This is a genomic window from Pseudomonas sp. SIMBA_067 (assembly GCF_046534675.1).
GTDB lineage: Bacteria > Pseudomonadota > Gammaproteobacteria > Pseudomonadales > Pseudomonadaceae > Aquipseudomonas > Aquipseudomonas putida.
In genome coordinates this window covers 1-18,783 of sequence record NZ_JAWRYH010000007.1, presented here as the reverse complement: position 1 = coordinate 18,783, position 18,783 = coordinate 1, and the positions used below count along the sequence as shown (strand labels likewise).

Below are 18,783 nucleotides of genomic sequence, written 5' to 3'. Positions count from 1 at the left end.
CCATGGCCGCCAATGTCCTGATGCTGCACGGCATCAACCACAACATGTTCGGCAAGCGCGACCCGCGCCAATACGGCTCCGCGACCCTGGCCGACATTGATCAGGCCTTGCAGGCGCTGGGAGAAGAGCTGGGGGCGAGGGTCGAGAGCTTCCAGACCAACTTCGAAGGTGCCCTGTGCGAACGTATCCACCAGGCCGTTGAGGGCCGGGTGGATGCGGTGCTGATCAATGCCGGGGCATGGACCCATTACAGCTATGGTATTCGTGACGCATTGGCCATTCTCGAAGCGCCGGTGGTTGAAGTACATATGTCCAACATCCATGCTAGGGAGCCGTTCCGACATCATTCGGTATTTGCCGAAGTGGTGCGCGGGCAGATCTGCGGGTTTGGCGTCGAGACCTACCTGCTGGCATTGCGTGCGGCCATGAAGATGATCTGAACGTTCGCGTTGCATGGCACCGGCTGTGCCGGTGTTCGCGGGTTAACCCGCTCCCGCAGGATGAGCGGTTTGCTCAGGTCCCGGTAGCGTCCCGACGCGACAGAGCCCCATGACCCACCAGAAGGATTTGTAACCTTGGCCAGCCTGGCAACAACCAACACCCCCCGCCAAGCCACGTGCATCGCCTTGCTGGTCGCTATCACCTTCTTCATGGAAAACCTCGACGCCACCGTGATTGCCACGGCCTTGCCGCAAATGGCCAGTGACTTCGGTGAAAGCGCTGTCAGCCTGAACATCGGCATCAGTGCCTACTTGTTGGCAGTTGCGGTGTTCATTCCGCTCAGTGGCTGGGTGGCCGACCGCTTCGGACCGCGACAGGTATTTGCCGGGGCCATCGGCCTGTTCACCGTGGCGTCGTTGCTGTGCGGCATGGCCCCGACCCTGGAAACCTTCGTCGCCGCCCGGGTGCTTCAGGGCATTGGCGGTGCCCTGATGGTACCTGTGGGCCGGCTGGTGGTGCTGCGCACGACCGAGAAGAAGGACCTGGTGAAAATGCTCGCAGTGATCACCTGGCCCGGCCTGGTGGCGCCCGTATTGGGCCCGCCACTCGGCGGCCTTATCGTCACGCATTGGTCGTGGCCCTGGATCTTCTACCTGAACATCCCCCTCGGGTTGCTGGCCATTGCGGCTGCCTGGGTACTGATTCCGAATGCGCGGTCAGATGAAAAACGCCGTTTCGACACGCTGGGGTTCGTTTTCCTGGCATCGTCCTGTGCAGCGTGGCTAGTCGGCCTGGAAATGCTTGGCTCGCTGGCGGGTGGCAGCTTGGGCGCCGGGCTGGGACTGGTGTCGCTGGGCGGCTTGCTGACTTGGTTGGCAATTCGCCATTGCCGGCGTCATGCTTCGCCGCTATTGCCACTGGATACCCTGTCTATTCCCACGTTCAGGGTCAGCATCGTGGGGGGGACCTTGTTCCGCCTGTCGATCAGCGCCTTGCCGTTCCTGATCCCGTTGCTGCTGCAGATTGGTTTCGGCTTGTCGCCAGTGGATGCCGGGCTGCTGGTACTGGCGATCTTCGCCGGCAACCTGGCGATGAAGCCGTTTACCACCGGGTTGCTGCGCCGCTATGGTTTCCGCCGCGTGTTGCTGGTCAACGGGCTGATCGGGGTTGGTTGCATTCTGGCCTGCCTGGGCTTGCAGCAAGGCATGCCGTGGTACTGGATGGCCGTGGTGTTGTTCGTGGGCGGGCTTTCGCGCTCGATGCAGTTCACCACGTACAACGCTGTCGGTTTTGCCGAAGTGCCCAAGCAGCAGATGGGCGAGGCTTCGACGCTGTTCAGCATGTGCTTCCAGCTGGCGATGGCGTTGGGTGTGGCGGTGGTGGCACTGCTGTTGCGCGTGGCGATGATGGTGCGGGGCGGCGAAGGCGAGATGACAGTCAGCGACTTCCACTGGGCGTTGATTGGCGTTGCGTTGATTGCCTGCGTGGCGTTGGCGGATGCCATTCGCTTGCCGAGCAATGCCGGGGAGCAGGTCCTGCGCACCTGAAACCTGGGGCTGCTTCGCACCCCATCGCCGGCAAGCCAGCTCCCACATAGCCCGCGCTAAATCTGGCCGGTGACATGGGCGGTACAGGCAATGCAACTCTGCAAGGTATCGCGTGGCTTGACAACGCCATCAAGCGCCAGCGCCTGCGCCGCAAGCTGTGCCATGGGCTCGATGCGCACGCCGAGGTGCTCGGTGGCCAGCGATTCGTCTTCCGGACGAGGTGAAGCGGGAGAGGTCATGGTGAGTAGCTCGCTTTGTTATTTATGCGTCTAACAGCACGGTCTCAGTCGCATTCGTTGAGTTTTGAATGGGAGGTGTGGGCTACTGCAACCGGCCTTGGCCGCAGCAGCCCGGGTACATCAGTTGCCGCTGACCAGCTGGTGTGCCAACTGGTTGTGGCGCTCCAGCACGCGTGGCAGGTCGACGGTGGCCAACTGGCCGTCCTTCACCACGACGCGGCCGTTGATCACGCTGGTGTGCACCTGGGTCGGGGTGCAGAACACCAGTGCCGCCAGCGGGTCGTGGTGGCCACCGGCATAGGCGACGTGGCCGAGGTCGAAGGCGACGAAGTCGGCGACCATGCCCGGGGCAAGGGCGCCGATGTCATTGCGGTTGAGCACCTTGGCGCCGCCGAGGGTGGCGATTTCCAGTGCTTCGCGGGCGGTCATGGCGTCGGGGCCGAAGCCTACCCGCTGCAGCAGCAGGGCCTGGCGCACTTCACCGATCATGCTGGCGCCGTCGTTTGAGGCAGAGCCGTCGACCCCAAGGCCCACCGGTACGCCGTGGTCGCGCATCTTGCGTATCGGGGCAATGCCCGAGGCCAGGCGCATGTTCGAGCATGGGCAGTGGGCGACGCCGGTGCCGGTGCGGGCGAACAGCTCGATGCCGTGCTGGTCGAGCTGCACGCAGTGGGCATGCCATACGTCGTGGCCGACCCAGCCGAGGTCCTCGGCGTACTCGGCAGGGGTCATGCCAAACTTCTCGCGGCTGTAGGCGATGTCGTTGACGTTCTCGGCCAGGTGGGTGTGCAGCGACACCCCGTACTGGCGAGCCAGCACGGCGGCTTCACGCATCAGGTCGCGGCTGACCGAGAAGGGCGAGCACGGCGCTACCACGATGCGGCGCATCGAGCCGTGGCTGGCATCGTGGTAGTCCTCGATCAGGCGCTGGGACTCCTTGAGGATGTCAGCTTCCTTTTCCACCACTGAATCAGGCGGCAGGCCGCCCTGGCTCTGGCCGACGCTCATGCTGCCGCGCGCGGCGTGGAAGCGCATGCCGATCTCGGCGGCGGCGTGGATGCTGTCGTCGAGCTTGCAGCCGTTGGGGTAGATGTACAGGTGGTCGCTGGAGGTGGTGCAGCCCGACAGGATCAGTTCGGCCATGGCGGTCTGGGTCGACACCGCGATCATTTCGGGGGTGAGGCGTGCCCAGATCGGGTACAGGTTGGTCAGCCAGTTGAACAGCTCGCCGTCCTGGGCTGCCGGCACCACGCGGGTGAGGCTCTGGTACATGTGGTGGTGGGTGTTGACCAGGCCTGGGATGACCACTTTGCCGGCCATGTCGAGGATGACGTCGGCCTGTTGTGGCAGGGTATCGGTGGGGCCGACTTGTTTGATCAGGTTGTCTTCGATGTACAAGCCGCCGTTCTTGATCTCGCGGCGTTCGCCGTCCATGGTGACCAGAAGTGCAGCGTTTTTGACGAGGAGGGTTTTCTTACCGGTTGCAGATAACATGGCTTAAGCCCGTTGCAATACGCCTTGGCGATTACCGAGGTCGTAGGCGAGGGATAATGTAATCAGGAACCCAGTAAGTTGTATACACTCAAGTGATATTGATGATTTTGATTCATTCAATTCGTGAAAAATAACCAAAAATAGGAATTTAATTTATCAATAGACTAGCAGGATCTTTTCTGGAGCCTGTTTCGATGTCTGCTTTTGAACCCCGCCTTGGGGCTACTCCCACTGGCCGTATTGCTGCAATCAGCGTCGCGGTCCTTGCCTTTTCGGCCTTCTTGATCGTGACCACCGAGTTCCTGATTGTCGGCTTGTTGCCCGCGCTCAGCCAGGACCTTGGGGTTTCCATCTCGATGGCGGGGCAGTTGGTCACGCTGTTTGCCTTTACTGTGATGCTTGCCGGCCCGTTCTTGACAGCGGCATTGGCGCACCTGGACCGCAAGCGTTTATTCATCACCATTCTGCTGGTATTTGCCGCAGCCAATGCATTGGCTGCGGCCTCGACCAGTTTCTGGGTGCTGGCCATTGCCCGGGTCGTCCCGGCACTGGCGTTGCCGGTGTTCTGGGGCACGGCCAGTGAAACGGCCGGCCAGTTGGCCGGGCCTGATAAAGCAGGGCAAGCCATTTCCAAGGTGTACCTGGGCATCTCGGCGGCGATGTTGCTGGGTATTCCGCTGGGCACCGTGGCGTCCAATGCCGTGGGTTGGCGTGGCGCATTCTGGATGCTGGCCGCGCTGTCATTGCTGATGGCGCTGGCCATGTGGGTGTGGATGCCGCACGTTGCCCGCGCGGCAAAAATCGACTTCATGCAGCAGGCACGCATTTTCAAGGAGCGCTATTTCCTTGCCAATGTCCTGCTGTCGGTGGTGGTGTTCACCGCGATGTTCACAGGCTACAGCTACCTGGCCGAGCTGCTGCAGCGGGTCGCGGGTGTACCACCCGCGCATACCGGTTGGTGGCTGATGGGCTTTGGCGCAGTGGGCCTGCTCGGCAACTGGATCGGTGGACGGGTCGTGGACCGTTCACCGCTCAGGGCGACGGCGCTGTTTCTGCTGTTGCTGGCCATCGGCATGGCGGCGATCGTGCCGCTGGCCCATGCAGGCCTGGTGTTCTGCCTGGCACTGGGGGTGTGGGGTGTGGCCAACACCGCGCTATACCCCATCAGCCAGGTACGGGTGATGGGGTCTGTGACACATGCCCAGGCTTTGGCCGGTAGCACCAATGTGTCGGCGGCCAATGCGGGCATTGGCCTGGGCGCCGTCCTCGGTGGCTTGACCATCCCTGGCCTGGGTATCGAATACCTGGGCTACGTAGCCGCAGGCGTGGCCGTGGTGGCGCTGGGGCTTGTGCCGCTGGTCGGCGGCCTTGCGCGTCAGCGCGCGTCGCTGGCCCGGGTACCATGAGGCGCCAGCCGAGGCAGCAGGTAGTCGAGCAGGGCGCGGACCTTGGGTAGCCCCTCGCGGCTTTTGAGCCACACCAGATTCATTGGCAGGCCGTCGGTGGCCAGCGCGGGCAACACTTCGACCAGCCGCCCTTGATCGAGGTGTTGCTGGGTCAGCCAGGTTGGTAGCTGGCCGATACCATGACCGGCCAGCACTGCTGCAACTTCCCCTTCACCGTCCCCCACCGCGATGCGGGGTTGTACGCTGCGTCGTTCCATTTCGCCAGGTTGGCGGCCCTTGAACAGCCAGGGGCTGACCATGCCATCGGTATGGCCATAGCCGACGCAGTGGTGGTATTCCAGGTCGCGTTCGTCTTGTGGCACGCCGTGCTTTTCCAGGTAGGCGGGTGCGGCACAGAACATCAGGCGCTGGGCACCGAAGTACTGGTGGCCAAGTGCGGCCGGCCAAGCATCCGGGCCACCGATTCGCACCACGATGTCGATACCTTCGTGCACCGGGTCGACAAAACGGTCAGAGAAAGACACGTGCGGTTGCAGCAATGGGTGCAGGCGGATGAAGTCCAGAATCAAGGGCAGCACATGCAGGCGGCCGTAGGAGGCTGGCAGTTCTATCCGGATTTTGCCATGGGGTTCGTTGTCGCTGGCGACCAGTGCGTGCTCGACCTCTTCCAGGTCGGCCAGGACCGAGGTGCAGGTACGGTAGAAGATGACGCCAGCCTCGCTGAGCGACAAGGTGCGTGTGGTGCGGTTGAACAGCCGTGTGCCCAGGCGGGCCTCCAGCCGGGCCACGCTCTTGCTGATGGCCGAGCTGGTGAGGTTGAGCCGCTCTGCGGCTGCCGTGAAGCTGCCCAGATCAGCGACGGCAACGAATACGTCGATGCCTTTAAGGCGTTCGGAGGAGTACATGGCTGGCCTTGTTGATGAATTGAGTTCCATTGTCAGTGGAGCATAGTGAATTCTGACAATGAAATTTCATCAATGGCCTGCGCCTGTAACGGCCTCTTCGCGCAGGCCGGCTCCCCCATTGGCCGTGTGAGCTTTCGAGGGTATGCGGCAGCCTGCACGCCTGGCACGGCTAAGTTGCACCGTGCCTGCTCAGCAGGCTCCCTATCACACCGCGTCGCGGCTGCTTACGCCATCGAGCAACCGCGCAATCCTCAGCGGGTTACCGTTTTTCAACGCATCCGGCAGCAGTGCATCGGGGTAGTTCTGGAAGCAAACCGGGCGCAGGAAGCGGTCGATGGCCAAGGTACCGACCGAGGTGCCGCGTGCGTCGGAGGTGGCCGGGTAAGGTCCGCCATGCACCATTGCATCGGAAACCTCTACACCGGTCGGGTAGCCGTTGAGCAGCAGGCGCCCGGCCTTGCGCTCCAGCAACGGCACCAGCGAGGCAAAGGCCTCCAGGTCATCAGGCTCGGCAATCAGGGTGGCGGTCAGCTGGCCCTGCAGGTGGCGCAGCGCTTCGGCCAGTTGCTCGGCATCGGCCACCTCCACCACTACGGTGGTCGGGCCGAACACTTCCTCCTGCAACAGCGGGTCGCCGTTCAGTAACAGGCTTACGTCTGCCTTGAACAGCTGCGGCTGGGCCTGGTTGCCGGTTTGTGGCTGCCCGGCCAGGTGCTGGATACCCGGGTGTGCCAGCAGGTGCTGGACACCGTTCTGGTAGCTGCGCAGGGTGCCGGCGTTGAGCATGGTCTGGGGGCCCTGGTCGGCCATGCGGGCTACCAACGTTTGCAGGAAAAGCGCGAATTGCGGCGACTGGATGCCTACCACCAGGCCCGGATTGGTGCAGAACTGCCCGCAACCCATCACCACCGAGGCGGCCAGTTCGCTGGCTACCTGCTCGCCACGGGCTCGCAGCGCCTGAGGCAGGACGATCACCGGGTTGATGCTGCTCATTTCGGCAAACACCGGGATCGGCTGCGGGCGTGCCGCCGCCATGTCGCACAGGGCGCGGCCACCGCGCAGCGAGCCGGTGAAACCGACCGCCTGGATGGCCGGGTGCTTGACCAGCGCTTCGCCCACGCCGGCACCGTAGATCAGGTTGAAAACACCTGCCGGCATACCGCTGCTGGCCACCGCGCGGTCAATGGCGCCAGCCACATGGGCGGCAGTAAGCATGTGCCCGCTGTGGGCCTTGAACACCACCGGGCAGCCAGCGGCCAGCGCCGAGGCGGTGTCACCGCCAGCGGTGGAGAAGGCCAGCGGGAAGTTACTGGCACCGAACACGGCCACCGGGCCCACGCCGATGCGGTACTGGCGCAGGTCCGGGCGCGGCAGCGGGGTACGCTGGGGCTGGGCACGGTCGATGCGTGCGGCGTAGAAATCGCCTCGGCGTACCACCTCGGCAAACAGGCGCAGCTGGTTGCTGGTACGGCTGCGTTCGCCACGGATGCGGGCTTCGGGCAGCGCGGTTTCGCGCATCACATGCTGGATGAAGTCGTCACCCAGTGCGTCCAGCTCGTTGGCAATGGCGTCGAGGAAAGCGGCACGCTGGGCCGGGCTGGTGGTGCGGTAGGCGGGGTAGGCGGCGTCGGCGGCCTGCACGGCAGCCTCTACTTCGTCGCCGGTCGCCTGGTGGAAGGCGTAAGGCAGCGGCTCGCCGGTGTGGGCGTCGACGCTGTTCAGCAGCACGTCACCGTTGCCGCTGAGTTGGCCGGCGATATGGTTCAGGCGATGTTCGATGGACATTTCGTTTCCCGTTGGCAATGACAGTCGTTGCACCGGGACTGTAGGGGGCGAACGGGGGGCTGAATAATGATTAATGCGGATCGGGTGATAACGACCAGTTATCACCCAGCGTGTAGCGTCACTCCGCCATCTGCAATTCCGGCAGCTTCACCCGGAACGCTCGGGTCAGCCCCATCAGCACCACCAGGCCCATGCCCATCCAGCACAGGCCGATGGTGAACGACAGGCTGGTCAGGCTGCTCCACAGCCACAGCGTGCTGAGAAAGCCCAGGCCGGGGATGGCGCCGTACAGCAGGTAGTTGCGGCCACCGCGCAGTTTCTGGTCGACAAGGTAGTGCTTGACCACCGCCAGGTTCACCGCCGAAAAGGCGAACAGCGCGCCGAAGCTGATCATGTTGGCCACGGTGTCGAGGGTGATCACCAGGGCGATCAGCGACAGCAGGCTGACCACCAGGATGGCAGTGGCTGGCACGCGTTTTTTCGTCACCAGTTGGCCGAACGCCCGCGGCAACGCGCCGTCGCGGCCCATGGCGAACAGCACGCGCGACACGCTGGCCTGGGACACCATGGCCGAGGCGAAGCAGCCGGCCACATAGGTGGCAGTGAAGGCTGCTACCAGCAGTTCGCCGCCGACACGGCGCATCACATCCACCGAGGCCGAATCCGGGTCGGCGAAGCTGCCCCAGTCGGGGAACACCATTTGCGCGCAGTACGACACCACCAAGAACAGCAAGCCGCCGATCAGTGAAACCGCCAGGATCGCCACCGGAATGCGGTAGGTCGGGTTGGTCGTTTCTTCGGCCATGGTCGAGACGGCATCAAACCCCAGGAAGGACAGGCACAGCACGGCAGCGCCGGTCATGATCAGCGGCAAGCTGAAACCTTCGTGGTGGAAGGGGGCCAGCAGCGACACTGGCTCCGCCTGCCCGCTGAGCTTGAGCACGGACAGGGCGACGAAGACGACGATGAACACCAGCTGCACCACCACCAGGATCCAGTTGACCCGGGTGATGGACTCGATGCCGATCAGGTTGAGGAAGGTGACCAGGGCAATGGAGCCTGCCACCCACACCCAGGCGTGGATGGCCGGGAAGTATTCCGACATGTAGATGCCGATCAGCAGGTAGCTGAGCAGCGGCAGGAAGATGTAGTCGAGCAGCAGTGTCCAGCCGGTAATAAAGCCGATGTGGCTGCCGAAGGCCTTGCGCGTATAGGTGTAGACCGAGCCGGAGTAGGGGTGGGCCTGGACCATGCGGCCGTAGCTGTAGGCAGTCAGCAGCATGGCGGCGAGGGTGAGCAGGTAGGCGGTGGGCAGGTGCCCTTTGGTCATCTGGGTGACCAGCCCGTAGGTGGTGAATACGGCCAGGGGCACCATGTAGGCCAGGCCGAACAGGACCAGGGCAGTCAGCCCCATGGACTTGCGGAAGCGGCCGGTGTTGGCGCAGGGATGCGCGGCGGTGTCATGTGAGGGGCTATGGGCTGTACTTGTTGTTGTATGCATTGCTAACTCCTGGAAGGGGATGCAAGACACCGCAGTACGCGAGCAGGCTCGTTACCGGTGGGTGAAGTGCAAGGAGGTCGAGCGGAAGGCTCGCAGCGCTGGGGCGGGTTGATGCTCCCACACCCTGCAGGTACCCGGAATCACCCTTTGGGGTGAGCGGGTACAGCCTCGCCCGGCTCACCCCAAAGGGTGATTTCGGCGCCTGCAGTGGCGTGGGAGTATCTGGTCAACAACGCACCGCACTGGCGGCGGTGCCACTGAATAGAAACGGCAGGCCCACAGTGACTAATCAATTGCTTTCAGAACAGTGGTTCGAGCACCTGGCCAAGGTCACCGAGGCAATCGGCCGACCGGGCTTTGCCGCCAACCTGTTTGCCGCACTTGGCGTTATCCGGCCGATCCAGGCGACCACGGTGTACCTGTACCCGCACGACGGCATGCCTTGTGCGCTGTTCGAGCAGGACGACAAGGCGCCCTGGCAGCCTGAGGGCAATGTCAGCCGCTACTTGTCCGGCTTCTACCTGCTCGACCCGTTCTACGGTGCCTGTGTGGAGCAGGTAGCGTCGGGGTGCTATGGGTTGTTCGAAGTGGCACCCGACCATTTCGAGGTCAGCGAGTACTACCAGTCGTTCTACCGGCACTCGCACCTGGAGGATGAGCTCAACTACATCCTGCAGGTTGCGCCTGGGCAGAGCCTGGCGGTGTCGCTGGCGTTCACCGAGAAGCTGGATGCACACAGCCGCGAGCTGTACGGGCGCATCACGCCCTGGGTGCTGGCGGTGCTGAGCAAGCACTTCGCCGGGCTGGACAGCCGCGCCGGGCGCTTCGAGAACATCCTCGAACAACGCATCCACGCGGCGCTGAACAACTTTGGCAGCTCGCTGCTGACCGAGCGTGAGTGCCGTATCGCCCAGTTGATCCTGCGTGGCCACTCGACCAAGTCGCTGGCCGAGCGCCTGGGCGTGTCGGAAGACACCATCAAGTCGCACCGCAAGAACGTCTACGCCAAGCTCGACATCGGCACCCAGTCCGAGCTGTTTTCCCTGTTCATCGACGCGCTGGCCAATGCCCAGGGCGTGCTGGGCAAGGACCCGCTGGAAAGCTACATGGGCAAGCTGCGCTGAGCGACAGCCACCCTGCAACCCCACCGCAAAGGAAAACCAACAATGAATGCGCCTTTCGCCCCGCAACGCCAGACCCGCGACTACCAGGCAGCCGATGCCGCGCACCATATCCATGCCTTCCTCGACCAGAAGGCGCTGAATGCCGAAGGCCCGCGGGTGATCGTCGGTGGCGAACGCCTGCACCTGTGGGACAGCGAGGGCAAGCGCTACCTGGATGGCATGTCTGGCCTGTGGTGCACCCAGCTCGGCTACGGGCGCCGCGACCTGACTGTCGCTGCCGCCACGCAGATGGACCAGCTGGCCTACTACAACATGTTTTTCCACACCACCCACCCGGCGGTGATCGAACTGTCCGAGCTGCTGTTCAGCCTGCTGCCCGGCCACTACAGCCATGCGATCTACACCAACTCCGGCTCTGAAGCCAACGAAGTGTTGATCCGTACCGTACGCCGCTACTGGCAAGTGGTCGGCCAGCCGAACAAGAAGGTCATGATTGGCCGCTGGAACGGTTACCACGGCTCGACTCTGGCGGCCACGGCGCTGGGCGGCATGAAGTTCATGCACGAAATGGGCGGGCTGATCCCGGATGTTGCGCACATCGATGAGCCGTACTGGTACGCCGAGGGGGGCGAGCTGACCCCGGCCGAGTTCGGCCGCCGCTGCGCCTTGCAGCTGGAGGAAAAGATCCTGGAACTGGGCGCCGAGAATGTTGCCGGCTTTATCGCCGAGCCGTTCCAGGGCGCAGGCGGCATGATTTTCCCGCCGGAAAGCTACTGGCCGGAAATCCAGCGCATCTGCCGCCAGTATGACGTGCTGTTGTGCGCCGATGAGGTGATTGGTGGCTTTGGCCGCACCGGCGAGTGGTTTGCCCATGAATACTTCGGTTTCGAGCCCGACACCCTGTCGATCGCCAAGGGCCTGACCAGCGGCTATGTGCCCATGGGTGGCTTGGTGCTGAGCAAGCGTATTGCCGAGGCGCTGGTGGAACGTGGCGGGGTGTTTGCCCACGGCCTGACCTATTCCGGCCACCCGGTGGCGGCGGCGGTGGCGATTGCCAACCTGAAGGCGCTGCGCGACGAAGGCATCGTCACCCAGGTGAAGGATGACACCGGGCCGTACCTGCAGCGCATCCTGCGCGAGGTGTTCGCCGACCACCCGTTGATCGGCCAGGTGCAGGGGGCCGGCTTGGTGGCAGCGTTGCAGTTCGCCGAGCACAAGCCGACGCGCAAACGCTTCGCCAACGAGAACGACCTGGCCTGGCAATGCCGCACCTTTGGTTTCGAGGAAGGGGTGATCATTCGCTCGACCCTGGGCCGGATGATCATGGCACCGGCCTTGATCGCCAACCACAGCGAGCTGGATGAGCTGGTGGAGAAAACCCGCATTGCCGTGGACCGCACCGCTCGGTTGGTTGGCAAGCTCTAAGCCGTTGCCAAGGGCAACCGGTTTCCCCTGTGGGAGCGGGCATGCCCGCGAACACCGGCGAAGCCGGTGCCATCCTCCGTGTCGCCTGATTCGCGGGCACGCCCGCTCCCACAGAGGAGGCGAGGCGCGCTTGCGGACTGTGTGGTACCTGTTACTTCCGCAAAAATGATCGCCACCGCGGTCGCCTGGAGTACAAATGTACACCCTCGAATTCTGGCAACAACGCGCCTCGGACCTGTACCTGCCATCCCAGGCGCTGATCAACGGCAAACCCGTCAACGCACAGGATGGCGCCACGTTCGCCGCCATCAACCCCGCAACCAACACCGTACTGGCCCAGGTCGCCGCCTGCGGCCAGGCCGAGGTCGACCTTGCCGTGGCCAGCGCACGTCGGGCCTTCGAACAAGGCCCCTGGCCGCGCATGGCCCCAGGCGAGCGCAAGAAGGTGCTGCTGCGCCTGGCCGAGCTGATCATGGCCCATCGCGAAGAACTGGCGTTGCTTGACTCGCTGAACATGGGCAAGCCGGTGATGGACGCCTACAACATCGACGTGCCGGGCTCGGCCCATGTGTTCGCCTGGTACGGCGAGGCGCTGGACAAGCTGTATGACCAGGTGGCGCCCACTGCTGCCAATGCGCTGGCCACCATCACCCGCGAAGCCCTCGGCGTGGTCGCTGCCGTGGTGCCATGGAACTTCCCGCTCGACATGGCCGCCTGGAAGCTCGCCCCGGCGCTGGCTGCCGGTAACAGCGTGGTGCTCAAACCTGCCGAACAATCACCGTTCTCGGCCCTGCGCCTGGCCCAGCTGGCGCTGGAAGCCGGTGTGCCGGAAGGCGTGCTGAACGTGGTGCCTGGCTTGGGCGAGCAGGCTGGGCAGGCGCTGGGCCTGCACCCGGATGTGGACTGCCTGGTGTTCACCGGCTCCACCCAGGTGGGCAAGTACTTCATGCAGTACTCGGCGCAGTCCAACCTCAAGCAGGTGTGGCTGGAGTGCGGCGGCAAGAGCCCCAACCTGGTGTTCGAAAACTGCCAGGACCTGGACCTGGCGGCGGAAAAGGCCGCATTCGGTATTTTCTTCAACCAGGGCGAAGTGTGTTCGGCCAACTCGCGGCTGTACGTGCAGCGCTCCATCCATGACGAATTTGTCGAGCGCCTGCAAGCCAAAGCCCGCCAGTGGTTGCCGGGCAACCCGCTGGACCCGGCGAGCCGTGCTGGTGCCATTGTCGATGCCGAACAAACCGGCCGCATCGAAGCCGCCATTGTGCGCGCCGGGCAAGAGGGCGCACGGTTGGTGTGTGGCGGTCGGCGCCTGACCATCGAAGGGTCGGACAACTACATCGAGCCGACCATTTTTGCCGGTGTCCATGGCCGCATGAGCCTGGCGCGGGAGGAAGTGTTCGGGCCGGTGCTGGCAGTCAGCGCCTTCGACACGGAAGAAGAAGCGGTGCGCTTGGCCAACGACAGTATCTATGGCCTGGCGGCTTCGATGTGGAGCGATGACTTCAACCAGGTGCACCGGGTAGCGCGGGCGTTGAAAGCCGGTACCGTGTCGGTGAACACGGTCGACGCGCTGGATGTGACGGTGCCCTTCGGCGGTGGCAAGCAGTCGGGGTTCGGGCGCGACCTGTCGTTGCATTCGTTCGACAAGTATTCGCAGCTCAAGACCACTTGGTACCAGCTGCGCGGCTGAGGTTCGCAGAGCACCTGGCCTTGCCGAACGGGTGATGGCGATTGCCGACAACTTCGAGCGCAGAAATGCCTGCCACCTGATGCAAGCATCGGGCGACAAAAAATCAGATCAGGCTGACAGTTATGTCCGCCGCAGCAGTTTCAGCGCCTGTGAGATCGAGCGCCGCCCGCGCGGCGCTTCGCGACGCAAGGCCGCTCCCACATTTGTTGCAACGTGCCAAACCTGTCAGGTCATGGTTGCCCGCCTTGCTGGTGTGACAATACCTCCAGGCTGGCGCGGCTGCCGCACCACCTGTCTTAAGTCGTGCGCCAAGGGTGATAGCCATGGCCTCACAGGCATGGCCACGTTGCAACAAATGTGGGAGCGGCCTTGCGTCGCGAAGCGCCGCGCGGGCGGCGATCGATCTCATAAACGCTGCAAACCTTTCGGCGTACCTCACTCGTACCCTTGCACCCCGGCAATGTGCCGCCCGGCCACATAACCAAAAGTCAGCGCCGGGCCCAGGTTGATGCCACCCGACGGGTACCAGCCACCAAACACGCTGGCCATGTCGGTACCTGCAGCATACAGCCCCGGGATCGGCTGCCCGGTCTCGTCCAGCACGCGGGCACTGCCATCGGTGCGCAGCCCGGCAAAGGTGCCAAAGCAGCCAGGCTTCACCTTCACCGCATAGAACGGCCCATGCTCGATGGGTGCTACACAAGGGTTGGGCCCTTTGTGCTGCGGGTCGCCCTGTTTGCGGTTGAACGGTGTGGAACCACGGCCGAATGCCGGGTCCTGGCCGTTGCGGGCGTGGCTGTTGAAGTCATCGACCGTGGCGCGTAACCCGGACGGGTCGATGCCACACGCCTGGGCGAGTTGTTCGAGCGTGGCGCCGCGCTTGAGGTAGCCGCTGCGCACATGCGGCCCTACCGGCAGCGGTGCCGGGCGGGCGTAACCCAAGCCATAGCGGCGCAAGAAGCGATGGTCGCAAACCAGCCACGAGCACACCTCCTCGTCCGACGGCACCGCCGCGACCATGGCTGACACATAGTCGTAATAGCCATGCGCTTCGTTGACAAAGCGCTTGCCGTTGGCCAGCACGCCAATGATGCCGGGCTTGCCGCGCTCGATGATGTGCGGGAAGTGGCCGACGCTGCCGTCGCGGTGCGGCACCTGCGAAACCGGTGCCCACGCCACTGGCGATTTGAGGTCGGTGGCAACCACGCCACCGGCCGACTCGCCCAGGCGCAGCCCGTCACCGGAACAACCCTGCGGCGGCAGGGCCAGGTTGTCATGGCCGCTGGCATCACGCGGGAAAAGCTGCCGGCGCCGGGCGCTGTCGTTGGGGAAACCACCTGCCGCGAGTACCACGGCCTTGGCCCGGATCTGCCGGTCGCCCTGCGGTGTGCCCACCAGCACCCCGCGTACCTGGCCCTCTTCGACCAGCAGGCGTTTGGCCGGCGCCGACTCCTGCAGGTGCACGCCCAGGTCTTGTGCCGACTTGGCCAGGCGCGCCACCAATGCCACGCCGTTGACCAGGTGCATCGCCCGGCCATACCGGGCCAGGTGATACAGGTGGCGGCCAAAGCGCTTGCACACGTGCAGCAAGGCCTTGGGCGAGCGGGTCATGTTGAGGAAGGCGGCCAGGTCTGCGCCGGCCATGATCGGCATGCCCATGAATGAGGTTTCGCGCAGGGTCTTGCGCAGGCGCGGCAGCAAGGCGCCCACCTGGCGGGCGTCGTACGGCGCGGCAATTACCTGGTGCCCGCCCTGGGCCGCACCGGGTGTGTCGCCATGCATGTCCGGGATGCCGTTGCCGTCGGCAAACTGCAGCGCTGTGTGTTTTTCGAAGAACGCCACCATGTGCGGGCAGGCTTCGAGGAACGCATCCACACGCTCGGCGTTGTAATTCGCCCCCAGTTCATTTCGCAGGTAGGTGCGTGGCTGCTCGATGTCTTCCACAATGCCAGCCCGCTGGGCCAGCGGGTTGCGTGGCACCCATGCCCAGCCGCCCGACCACGCGGTGGCGCCGCCAAACACGGGTTCCTTCTCAAGCACGATCACCTTCTGCCCGTGCCAGGCAGCTGTCACGGCCGCAGCCAGCCCGGCGGCGCCGGAGCCTATGACCAGTACATCGTATTCGGTATCGAGAGCAGCAGAAGGCATTGCGGCGTTCCTGTTTTGTTATTAGAACAAGGTTCCATATTTTTATCCGCAGCTGCTCGGCCCGCAATGGCCTGGCAGCCTGGAAGGGCAACTAATGGGCGATAACCGGACATTTCACGGGAGGCTGGCTGCGCGCTCTACCGCTCATATGGAATCATCTTCTAGAATCCGCAAAAAAATCAGGGAACTGTGTCATGGCTGGTAGTCAGATCGAACGCGCCTTCAGTCTTGTAGAGAGCCTTACCGGCGAACCTCAGGGGCTGCCCTTGCAAACCCTGGCCGAGCGCCTGGACATCCCCAAAAGCGCAGCCCACCGCATGCTCACCGAGCTGGTGCGGCTAGGCTACGTGCGGCAGAACCGCGATAACAGCCGCTACCAGCTATCGGCCAAGCTGGTGGCGCTGGGCTTTCGTTACCTGTCCAGCAACGGTGCCGACATCATCCAGCCGATTCTCGACCGCCTGGCCCAGGACAGCGGCGAACTGGTGCGCCTTGGCGTGATCGACGGTACCCGCCAGACCTGGATCGCCAAGTCCCAAGGCGCCCGCTCCGGGCTGCGCTACGACCCCGACATGGGCCGCGATGCGCCACTGTTCTACACCGCCTCCGGGCATGCCTGGCTGGCCAGCCTGGACGATGAACAGGCGCTGCAGATGGTGTTGCGCCAAGGCATTGCCGACCCTGCGCAGTTCGGCCCGAACGCGCCACGTTCCACCGAGGAGCTGCTTGCCTACCTGCACCGTGCCCGCGAACAGGGTTATGCCTGGGTCCAGGAAACCTCGGCCATCGGTACCTCGGCCCTGGCGGCGGTGGTGCGTCGCCCGCAAACGGACGAGGTGATTGGCGTATTGAGCATCGCCGGGCCTAGCGCACGGATGGCGCAAAGCCGCCTGGCAGAGCTGGCGCCGCTGTTGATGGCGGCGGCGCAAGAGCTGTCTGCAGCCAGCCGGGCAAGCGAATTGTTTGCCTGAAGGCACATTACTGGTCGATTACCGCACAGTCTGTTCTACCGGTTCTTCTGAAAAGCTGAACTTGGTTCTAAATTGTCGAGTGTTGATTCTGGAATTCGGTTTCAGAATCTGCCCAACAACAACGACAAGAGGACAGGCTGTTGAATGCACCCCTTCGTATTGCCTTGATTGGCGCCGGCATCATGGGCCGCCAGCACTATCAGCACCTGCGTATCGTGCCGCAAGCCCAATTGTGCGCGGTGGCCGACCCGGGCCCGCAGGCCGAGGCCTTTGCCGCCGAGTGCGGCGTGCCCTGTTTTGCCGACCACCGGCAGATGCTGGAGCGTGTGCGTCCCGAGGCGGTGATCGTTGCCAACCCGAACAACCTGCATGTGGCTACCGCGCTGGATTGCATTGAGGCCGGCGTGCCAGTGCTGGTCGAGAAGCCGGTGGGCGTGCACCTGGATGAAGTCCGTGCATTGGTAGAAGCCTCGCGCAGCCGGGGTGTGCCAGTGCTGGTCGGCCATCACCGTCGGCACAATCCACTGATCGCCAAGGCGCACCAGGTGATTGCCGACGGCAAGCTCGGCCGGCTGATCAATGTCACCGCATTGTGGCAACTGCAAAAGCCAGACAGCTACTTCGACACCCCATGGCGTCGCGAGCCGGGGGCCGGCTTCTTGCTGACCAACCTGATCCACGACCTCGACCTGCTGCGCCATCTGTGCGGCGAGGTGGTGCAGGTGCAGGCGTTCACCCGTAACGATGTACGCGGTTTTGCCAACGAAGACAGCGCGGCGGTGCTGCTGCAGTTTGCCAACGGCGCATTGGGCAGCCTGACCGGCTCGGACGCGGTGGCTGCGCCGTGGAGCTGGGAGCTGGACTCCGGCGAAAGCCCTATCTACCCGCGCCAGGATGGCCAGCCTTGCTACCTGCTGGCTGGCACCCAAGGGGCGCTGAGTATTCCCCAGCTCAAGCGCTGGCACTACGCCGAGGCGGGGTCTGGCTGGCACACGCCGCTGCTGCAGAGCGAAGAAACCATTCCTGACGGCGAGGCGTTGACCCTGCAGTTGCAGCATTTCGTACGGGTTGCCCGCGGTGAGCAGGCGCCGCTGATCGACGCTGCCGACGGTGGCCGCACGCTGGCGCTGATCGAAGCCATCCGCCAGGCGGCGCAAAGCGGCCGGGCCTGTGCCCCCGAGCAGATTGCCTAAGCAGACCCTGACTTGATTTTGGTGACGAACAATGACTGATCGAATTTTCTCCCTCGCCGCCCTGACGGTGCTCGAACTGTCCCCGCCGGACATGGTTGAGGCAGCTGCCCGCGCCGGTTACAGCCACGTTGGCCTGCGCCTGGTGCCGGCCACCGAGCAGGAGCAGCACTTCCCGCTTGTGGCCGACGCCGACCTGCGCCGGCAAACCCAGGCGCGCCTGCGCGACACCGGTATCAAGGTGCTCGACCTGGAAATACTGCGCCTGAAGCCCGAAACCTGCGTGGCCGATTTCGAACCGATTCTGGCGGTAGGCGCTGAGCTGGGTGGCACAGAGCTGCTGGTAGCCGGCAACGACCCGGATGAAGCCCGTCTCACCGAGCGCTTTGCCGCGTTGTGTGACCTGGCAGCGAGGTATGGCATTTACCCGCATCTGGAGTTCATGCCCTGGACCGATGTGCGTGACCTGAGCCAGGCCATGCGGGTGGTGGCCAACGCCGACCGCAGCAATGGCTGCGTGCTGGTGGATGCCTTCCACTTCAATCGCTCCCGGTCTTCGCTGGGCGACCTGGCACAACTGGCGCCGCAGCGCATGCGCTACGCCCAGCTGTGCGATGTCGCCGGCCCGGTACCCGCCGACATGGACGAGATTCTGCGCCAGGCGCGAAACGAGCGGCGCTTCCCTGGTGACGGCGATGCCGACCTGGTCAGCCTGCTGCGCGGCTTGCCGCCCACGGTGCCGCTGAGCCTGGAAATCCCCACACGGCAGCTGCTGGAGCAAGGAATCAGCGGCGAACAGCGCGCGCGCATGGCGCTGGAGAAAGCCATGGCGGTGCTGGTCACCGTCTGATTTCGGAACCATCACACAATCTCCCGCTTAACCCCTGTAGGAGCAGCCTTGTGCTGCGAAGAGGCCG

The 18,783-nt window shown here is 64.0% G+C and carries 15 protein-coding genes; 9 read left to right on the top strand and 6 right to left on the bottom strand.

The features are described 5' to 3' along the window. Nucleotides 1–2: 2 nt before the first annotated feature. Both aroQ and SB765_RS16455 read left to right on the top strand, forming a co-directional pair. Nucleotides 3–440: a type II 3-dehydroquinate dehydratase gene (gene aroQ / locus SB765_RS16460; RefSeq protein WP_341798317.1), complete on the top strand. Its 438-nt coding sequence runs from the start codon at nucleotides 3–5 to the stop codon at nucleotides 438–440. A gap of 135 nt (nucleotides 441–575) precedes the next feature. Continuing rightward, nucleotides 576–1,988 carry an MFS transporter gene (locus SB765_RS16455; RefSeq protein ID WP_341798318.1) on the top strand — a complete coding sequence of 471 codons (1,413 nt, stop codon included), beginning with the start codon at nucleotides 576–578 and terminating at the stop codon, nucleotides 1,986–1,988. 56 nt (nucleotides 1,989–2,044) lie between these two features. Here SB765_RS16455 and SB765_RS16450 read toward each other — a convergent pair whose 3' ends face one another. Together SB765_RS16450 and SB765_RS16445 are read right to left on the bottom strand one after the other, a co-directional pair. After that, the gene (locus SB765_RS16450) at nucleotides 2,045–2,227 is read right to left on the bottom strand and encodes a hypothetical protein (RefSeq protein ID WP_410931606.1); all 183 of its coding nucleotides are present in this window, start codon (nucleotides 2,225–2,227) and stop codon (nucleotides 2,045–2,047) included. A gap of 120 nt (nucleotides 2,228–2,347) precedes the next feature. Further along, nucleotides 2,348–3,721: an 8-oxoguanine deaminase gene (locus SB765_RS16445; RefSeq protein WP_338746946.1), complete on the bottom strand. Its 1,374-nt coding sequence runs from the start codon at nucleotides 3,719–3,721 to the stop codon at nucleotides 2,348–2,350. A gap of 194 nt (nucleotides 3,722–3,915) precedes the next feature. On the opposite strand from SB765_RS16445, the gene SB765_RS16440 reads away from it, so the two are divergent. Next, entirely contained in the window at nucleotides 3,916–5,127 is a 1,212-nt protein-coding gene (locus SB765_RS16440) for an MFS transporter (protein ID WP_410931605.1), read from the top strand. On the opposite strand, the gene SB765_RS16435 is transcribed toward SB765_RS16440, so the two are convergent. The 3 genes from SB765_RS16435 to SB765_RS16425 form a co-directional block, all read right to left on the bottom strand. Next, the gene (locus SB765_RS16435) at nucleotides 5,097–6,032 is read right to left on the bottom strand and encodes a LysR family transcriptional regulator (protein ID WP_341798321.1); all 936 of its coding nucleotides are present in this window, start codon (nucleotides 6,030–6,032) and stop codon (nucleotides 5,097–5,099) included. The genes SB765_RS16440 and SB765_RS16435 overlap by 31 nt on opposite strands. Before the next feature lie 204 nt (nucleotides 6,033–6,236). Further along, a complete protein-coding gene (locus SB765_RS16430; RefSeq protein WP_410931604.1) occupies nucleotides 6,237–7,817 on the bottom strand; it encodes an aldehyde dehydrogenase (NADP(+)) in 1,581 nt (526 codons plus the stop codon). 118 nt (nucleotides 7,818–7,935) lie between these two features. Further along, nucleotides 7,936–9,318 carry an APC family permease gene (locus SB765_RS16425; protein ID WP_410931603.1) on the bottom strand — a complete coding sequence of 461 codons (1,383 nt, stop codon included), beginning with the start codon at nucleotides 9,316–9,318 and terminating at the stop codon, nucleotides 7,936–7,938. A gap of 281 nt (nucleotides 9,319–9,599) precedes the next feature. Between SB765_RS16425 and SB765_RS16420 the strand changes: the two genes are divergently transcribed. The 3 genes from SB765_RS16420 (at nucleotide 9,600) to SB765_RS16410 (ending at nucleotide 13,557) form a co-directional block, all read left to right on the top strand. Continuing rightward, nucleotides 9,600–10,442: a LuxR C-terminal-related transcriptional regulator gene (locus tag SB765_RS16420; protein ID WP_341798324.1), complete on the top strand. Its 843-nt coding sequence runs from the start codon at nucleotides 9,600–9,602 to the stop codon at nucleotides 10,440–10,442. Between the two features lie 42 nt (nucleotides 10,443–10,484). Continuing rightward, the gene (locus SB765_RS16415; RefSeq protein WP_028613596.1) at nucleotides 10,485–11,867 is read left to right on the top strand and encodes an aspartate aminotransferase family protein; all 1,383 of its coding nucleotides are present in this window, start codon (nucleotides 10,485–10,487) and stop codon (nucleotides 11,865–11,867) included. A gap of 196 nt (nucleotides 11,868–12,063) precedes the next feature. Continuing rightward, nucleotides 12,064–13,557: an aldehyde dehydrogenase gene (locus SB765_RS16410; RefSeq protein ID WP_410931602.1), complete on the top strand. Its 1,494-nt coding sequence runs from the start codon at nucleotides 12,064–12,066 to the stop codon at nucleotides 13,555–13,557. A 435-nt stretch (nucleotides 13,558–13,992) separates the two neighbouring features. Here SB765_RS16410 and SB765_RS16405 read toward each other — a convergent pair whose 3' ends face one another. Then, nucleotides 13,993–15,705: an FAD-dependent oxidoreductase gene (locus SB765_RS16405; RefSeq protein ID WP_410931601.1), complete on the bottom strand. Its 1,713-nt coding sequence runs from the start codon at nucleotides 15,703–15,705 to the stop codon at nucleotides 13,993–13,995. A gap of 194 nt (nucleotides 15,706–15,899) precedes the next feature. Between SB765_RS16405 and SB765_RS16400 the strand changes: the two genes are divergently transcribed. The 3 genes from SB765_RS16400 (at nucleotide 15,900) to SB765_RS16390 (ending at nucleotide 18,716) form a co-directional block, all read left to right on the top strand. After that, complete coding sequence (locus SB765_RS16400; protein ID WP_410911182.1) at nucleotides 15,900–16,676, top strand: IclR family transcriptional regulator; 777 nt, start codon at nucleotides 15,900–15,902, stop codon at nucleotides 16,674–16,676. Nucleotides 16,677–16,816: 140 nt separating this feature from the next. Further along, on the top strand, nucleotides 16,817–17,869 hold the full coding sequence (locus tag SB765_RS16395; RefSeq protein WP_410931600.1) for a Gfo/Idh/MocA family protein: 1,053 nt from the start codon (nucleotides 16,817–16,819) through the stop codon (nucleotides 17,867–17,869). Between the two features lie 31 nt (nucleotides 17,870–17,900). Beyond that, nucleotides 17,901–18,716 carry a sugar phosphate isomerase/epimerase family protein gene (locus tag SB765_RS16390; RefSeq protein WP_410931599.1) on the top strand — a complete coding sequence of 272 codons (816 nt, stop codon included), beginning with the start codon at nucleotides 17,901–17,903 and terminating at the stop codon, nucleotides 18,714–18,716. Nucleotides 18,717–18,783: the final 67 nt, after the last annotated feature.

Excerpts from the sequence above, each read along its gene's own strand:
- aroQ (WP_341798317.1), top strand. The coding sequence starts at position 3 with ATGGCCGCCAATGTCCTGATGCTGCACGGCATCAACCACAACATGTTC.
- SB765_RS16450 (WP_410931606.1), bottom strand. The coding sequence starts at position 2,227 with ATGACCTCTCCCGCTTCACCTCGTCCGGAAGACGAATCGCTGGCCACC.
- SB765_RS16445 (WP_338746946.1), bottom strand. The coding sequence starts at position 3,721 with ATGTTATCTGCAACCGGTAAGAAAACCCTCCTCGTCAAAAACGCTGCA.
- SB765_RS16440 (WP_410931605.1), top strand. The coding sequence starts at position 3,916 with ATGTCTGCTTTTGAACCCCGCCTTGGGGCTACTCCCACTGGCCGTATT.
- SB765_RS16435 (WP_341798321.1), bottom strand. The coding sequence starts at position 6,032 with ATGTACTCCTCCGAACGCCTTAAAGGCATCGACGTATTCGTTGCCGTC.
- SB765_RS16430 (WP_410931604.1), bottom strand. The coding sequence starts at position 7,817 with ATGTCCATCGAACATCGCCTGAACCATATCGCCGGCCAACTCAGCGGC.
- SB765_RS16425 (WP_410931603.1), bottom strand. The coding sequence starts at position 9,318 with ATGCATACAACAACAAGTACAGCCCATAGCCCCTCACATGACACCGCC.
- SB765_RS16415 (WP_028613596.1), top strand. The coding sequence starts at position 10,485 with ATGAATGCGCCTTTCGCCCCGCAACGCCAGACCCGCGACTACCAGGCA.
- SB765_RS16410 (WP_410931602.1), top strand. The coding sequence starts at position 12,064 with ATGTACACCCTCGAATTCTGGCAACAACGCGCCTCGGACCTGTACCTG.
- SB765_RS16405 (WP_410931601.1), bottom strand. The coding sequence starts at position 15,705 with ATGCCTTCTGCTGCTCTCGATACCGAATACGATGTACTGGTCATAGGC.
- SB765_RS16400 (WP_410911182.1), top strand. The coding sequence starts at position 15,900 with ATGGCTGGTAGTCAGATCGAACGCGCCTTCAGTCTTGTAGAGAGCCTT.
- SB765_RS16390 (WP_410931599.1), top strand. The coding sequence starts at position 17,901 with ATGACTGATCGAATTTTCTCCCTCGCCGCCCTGACGGTGCTCGAACTG.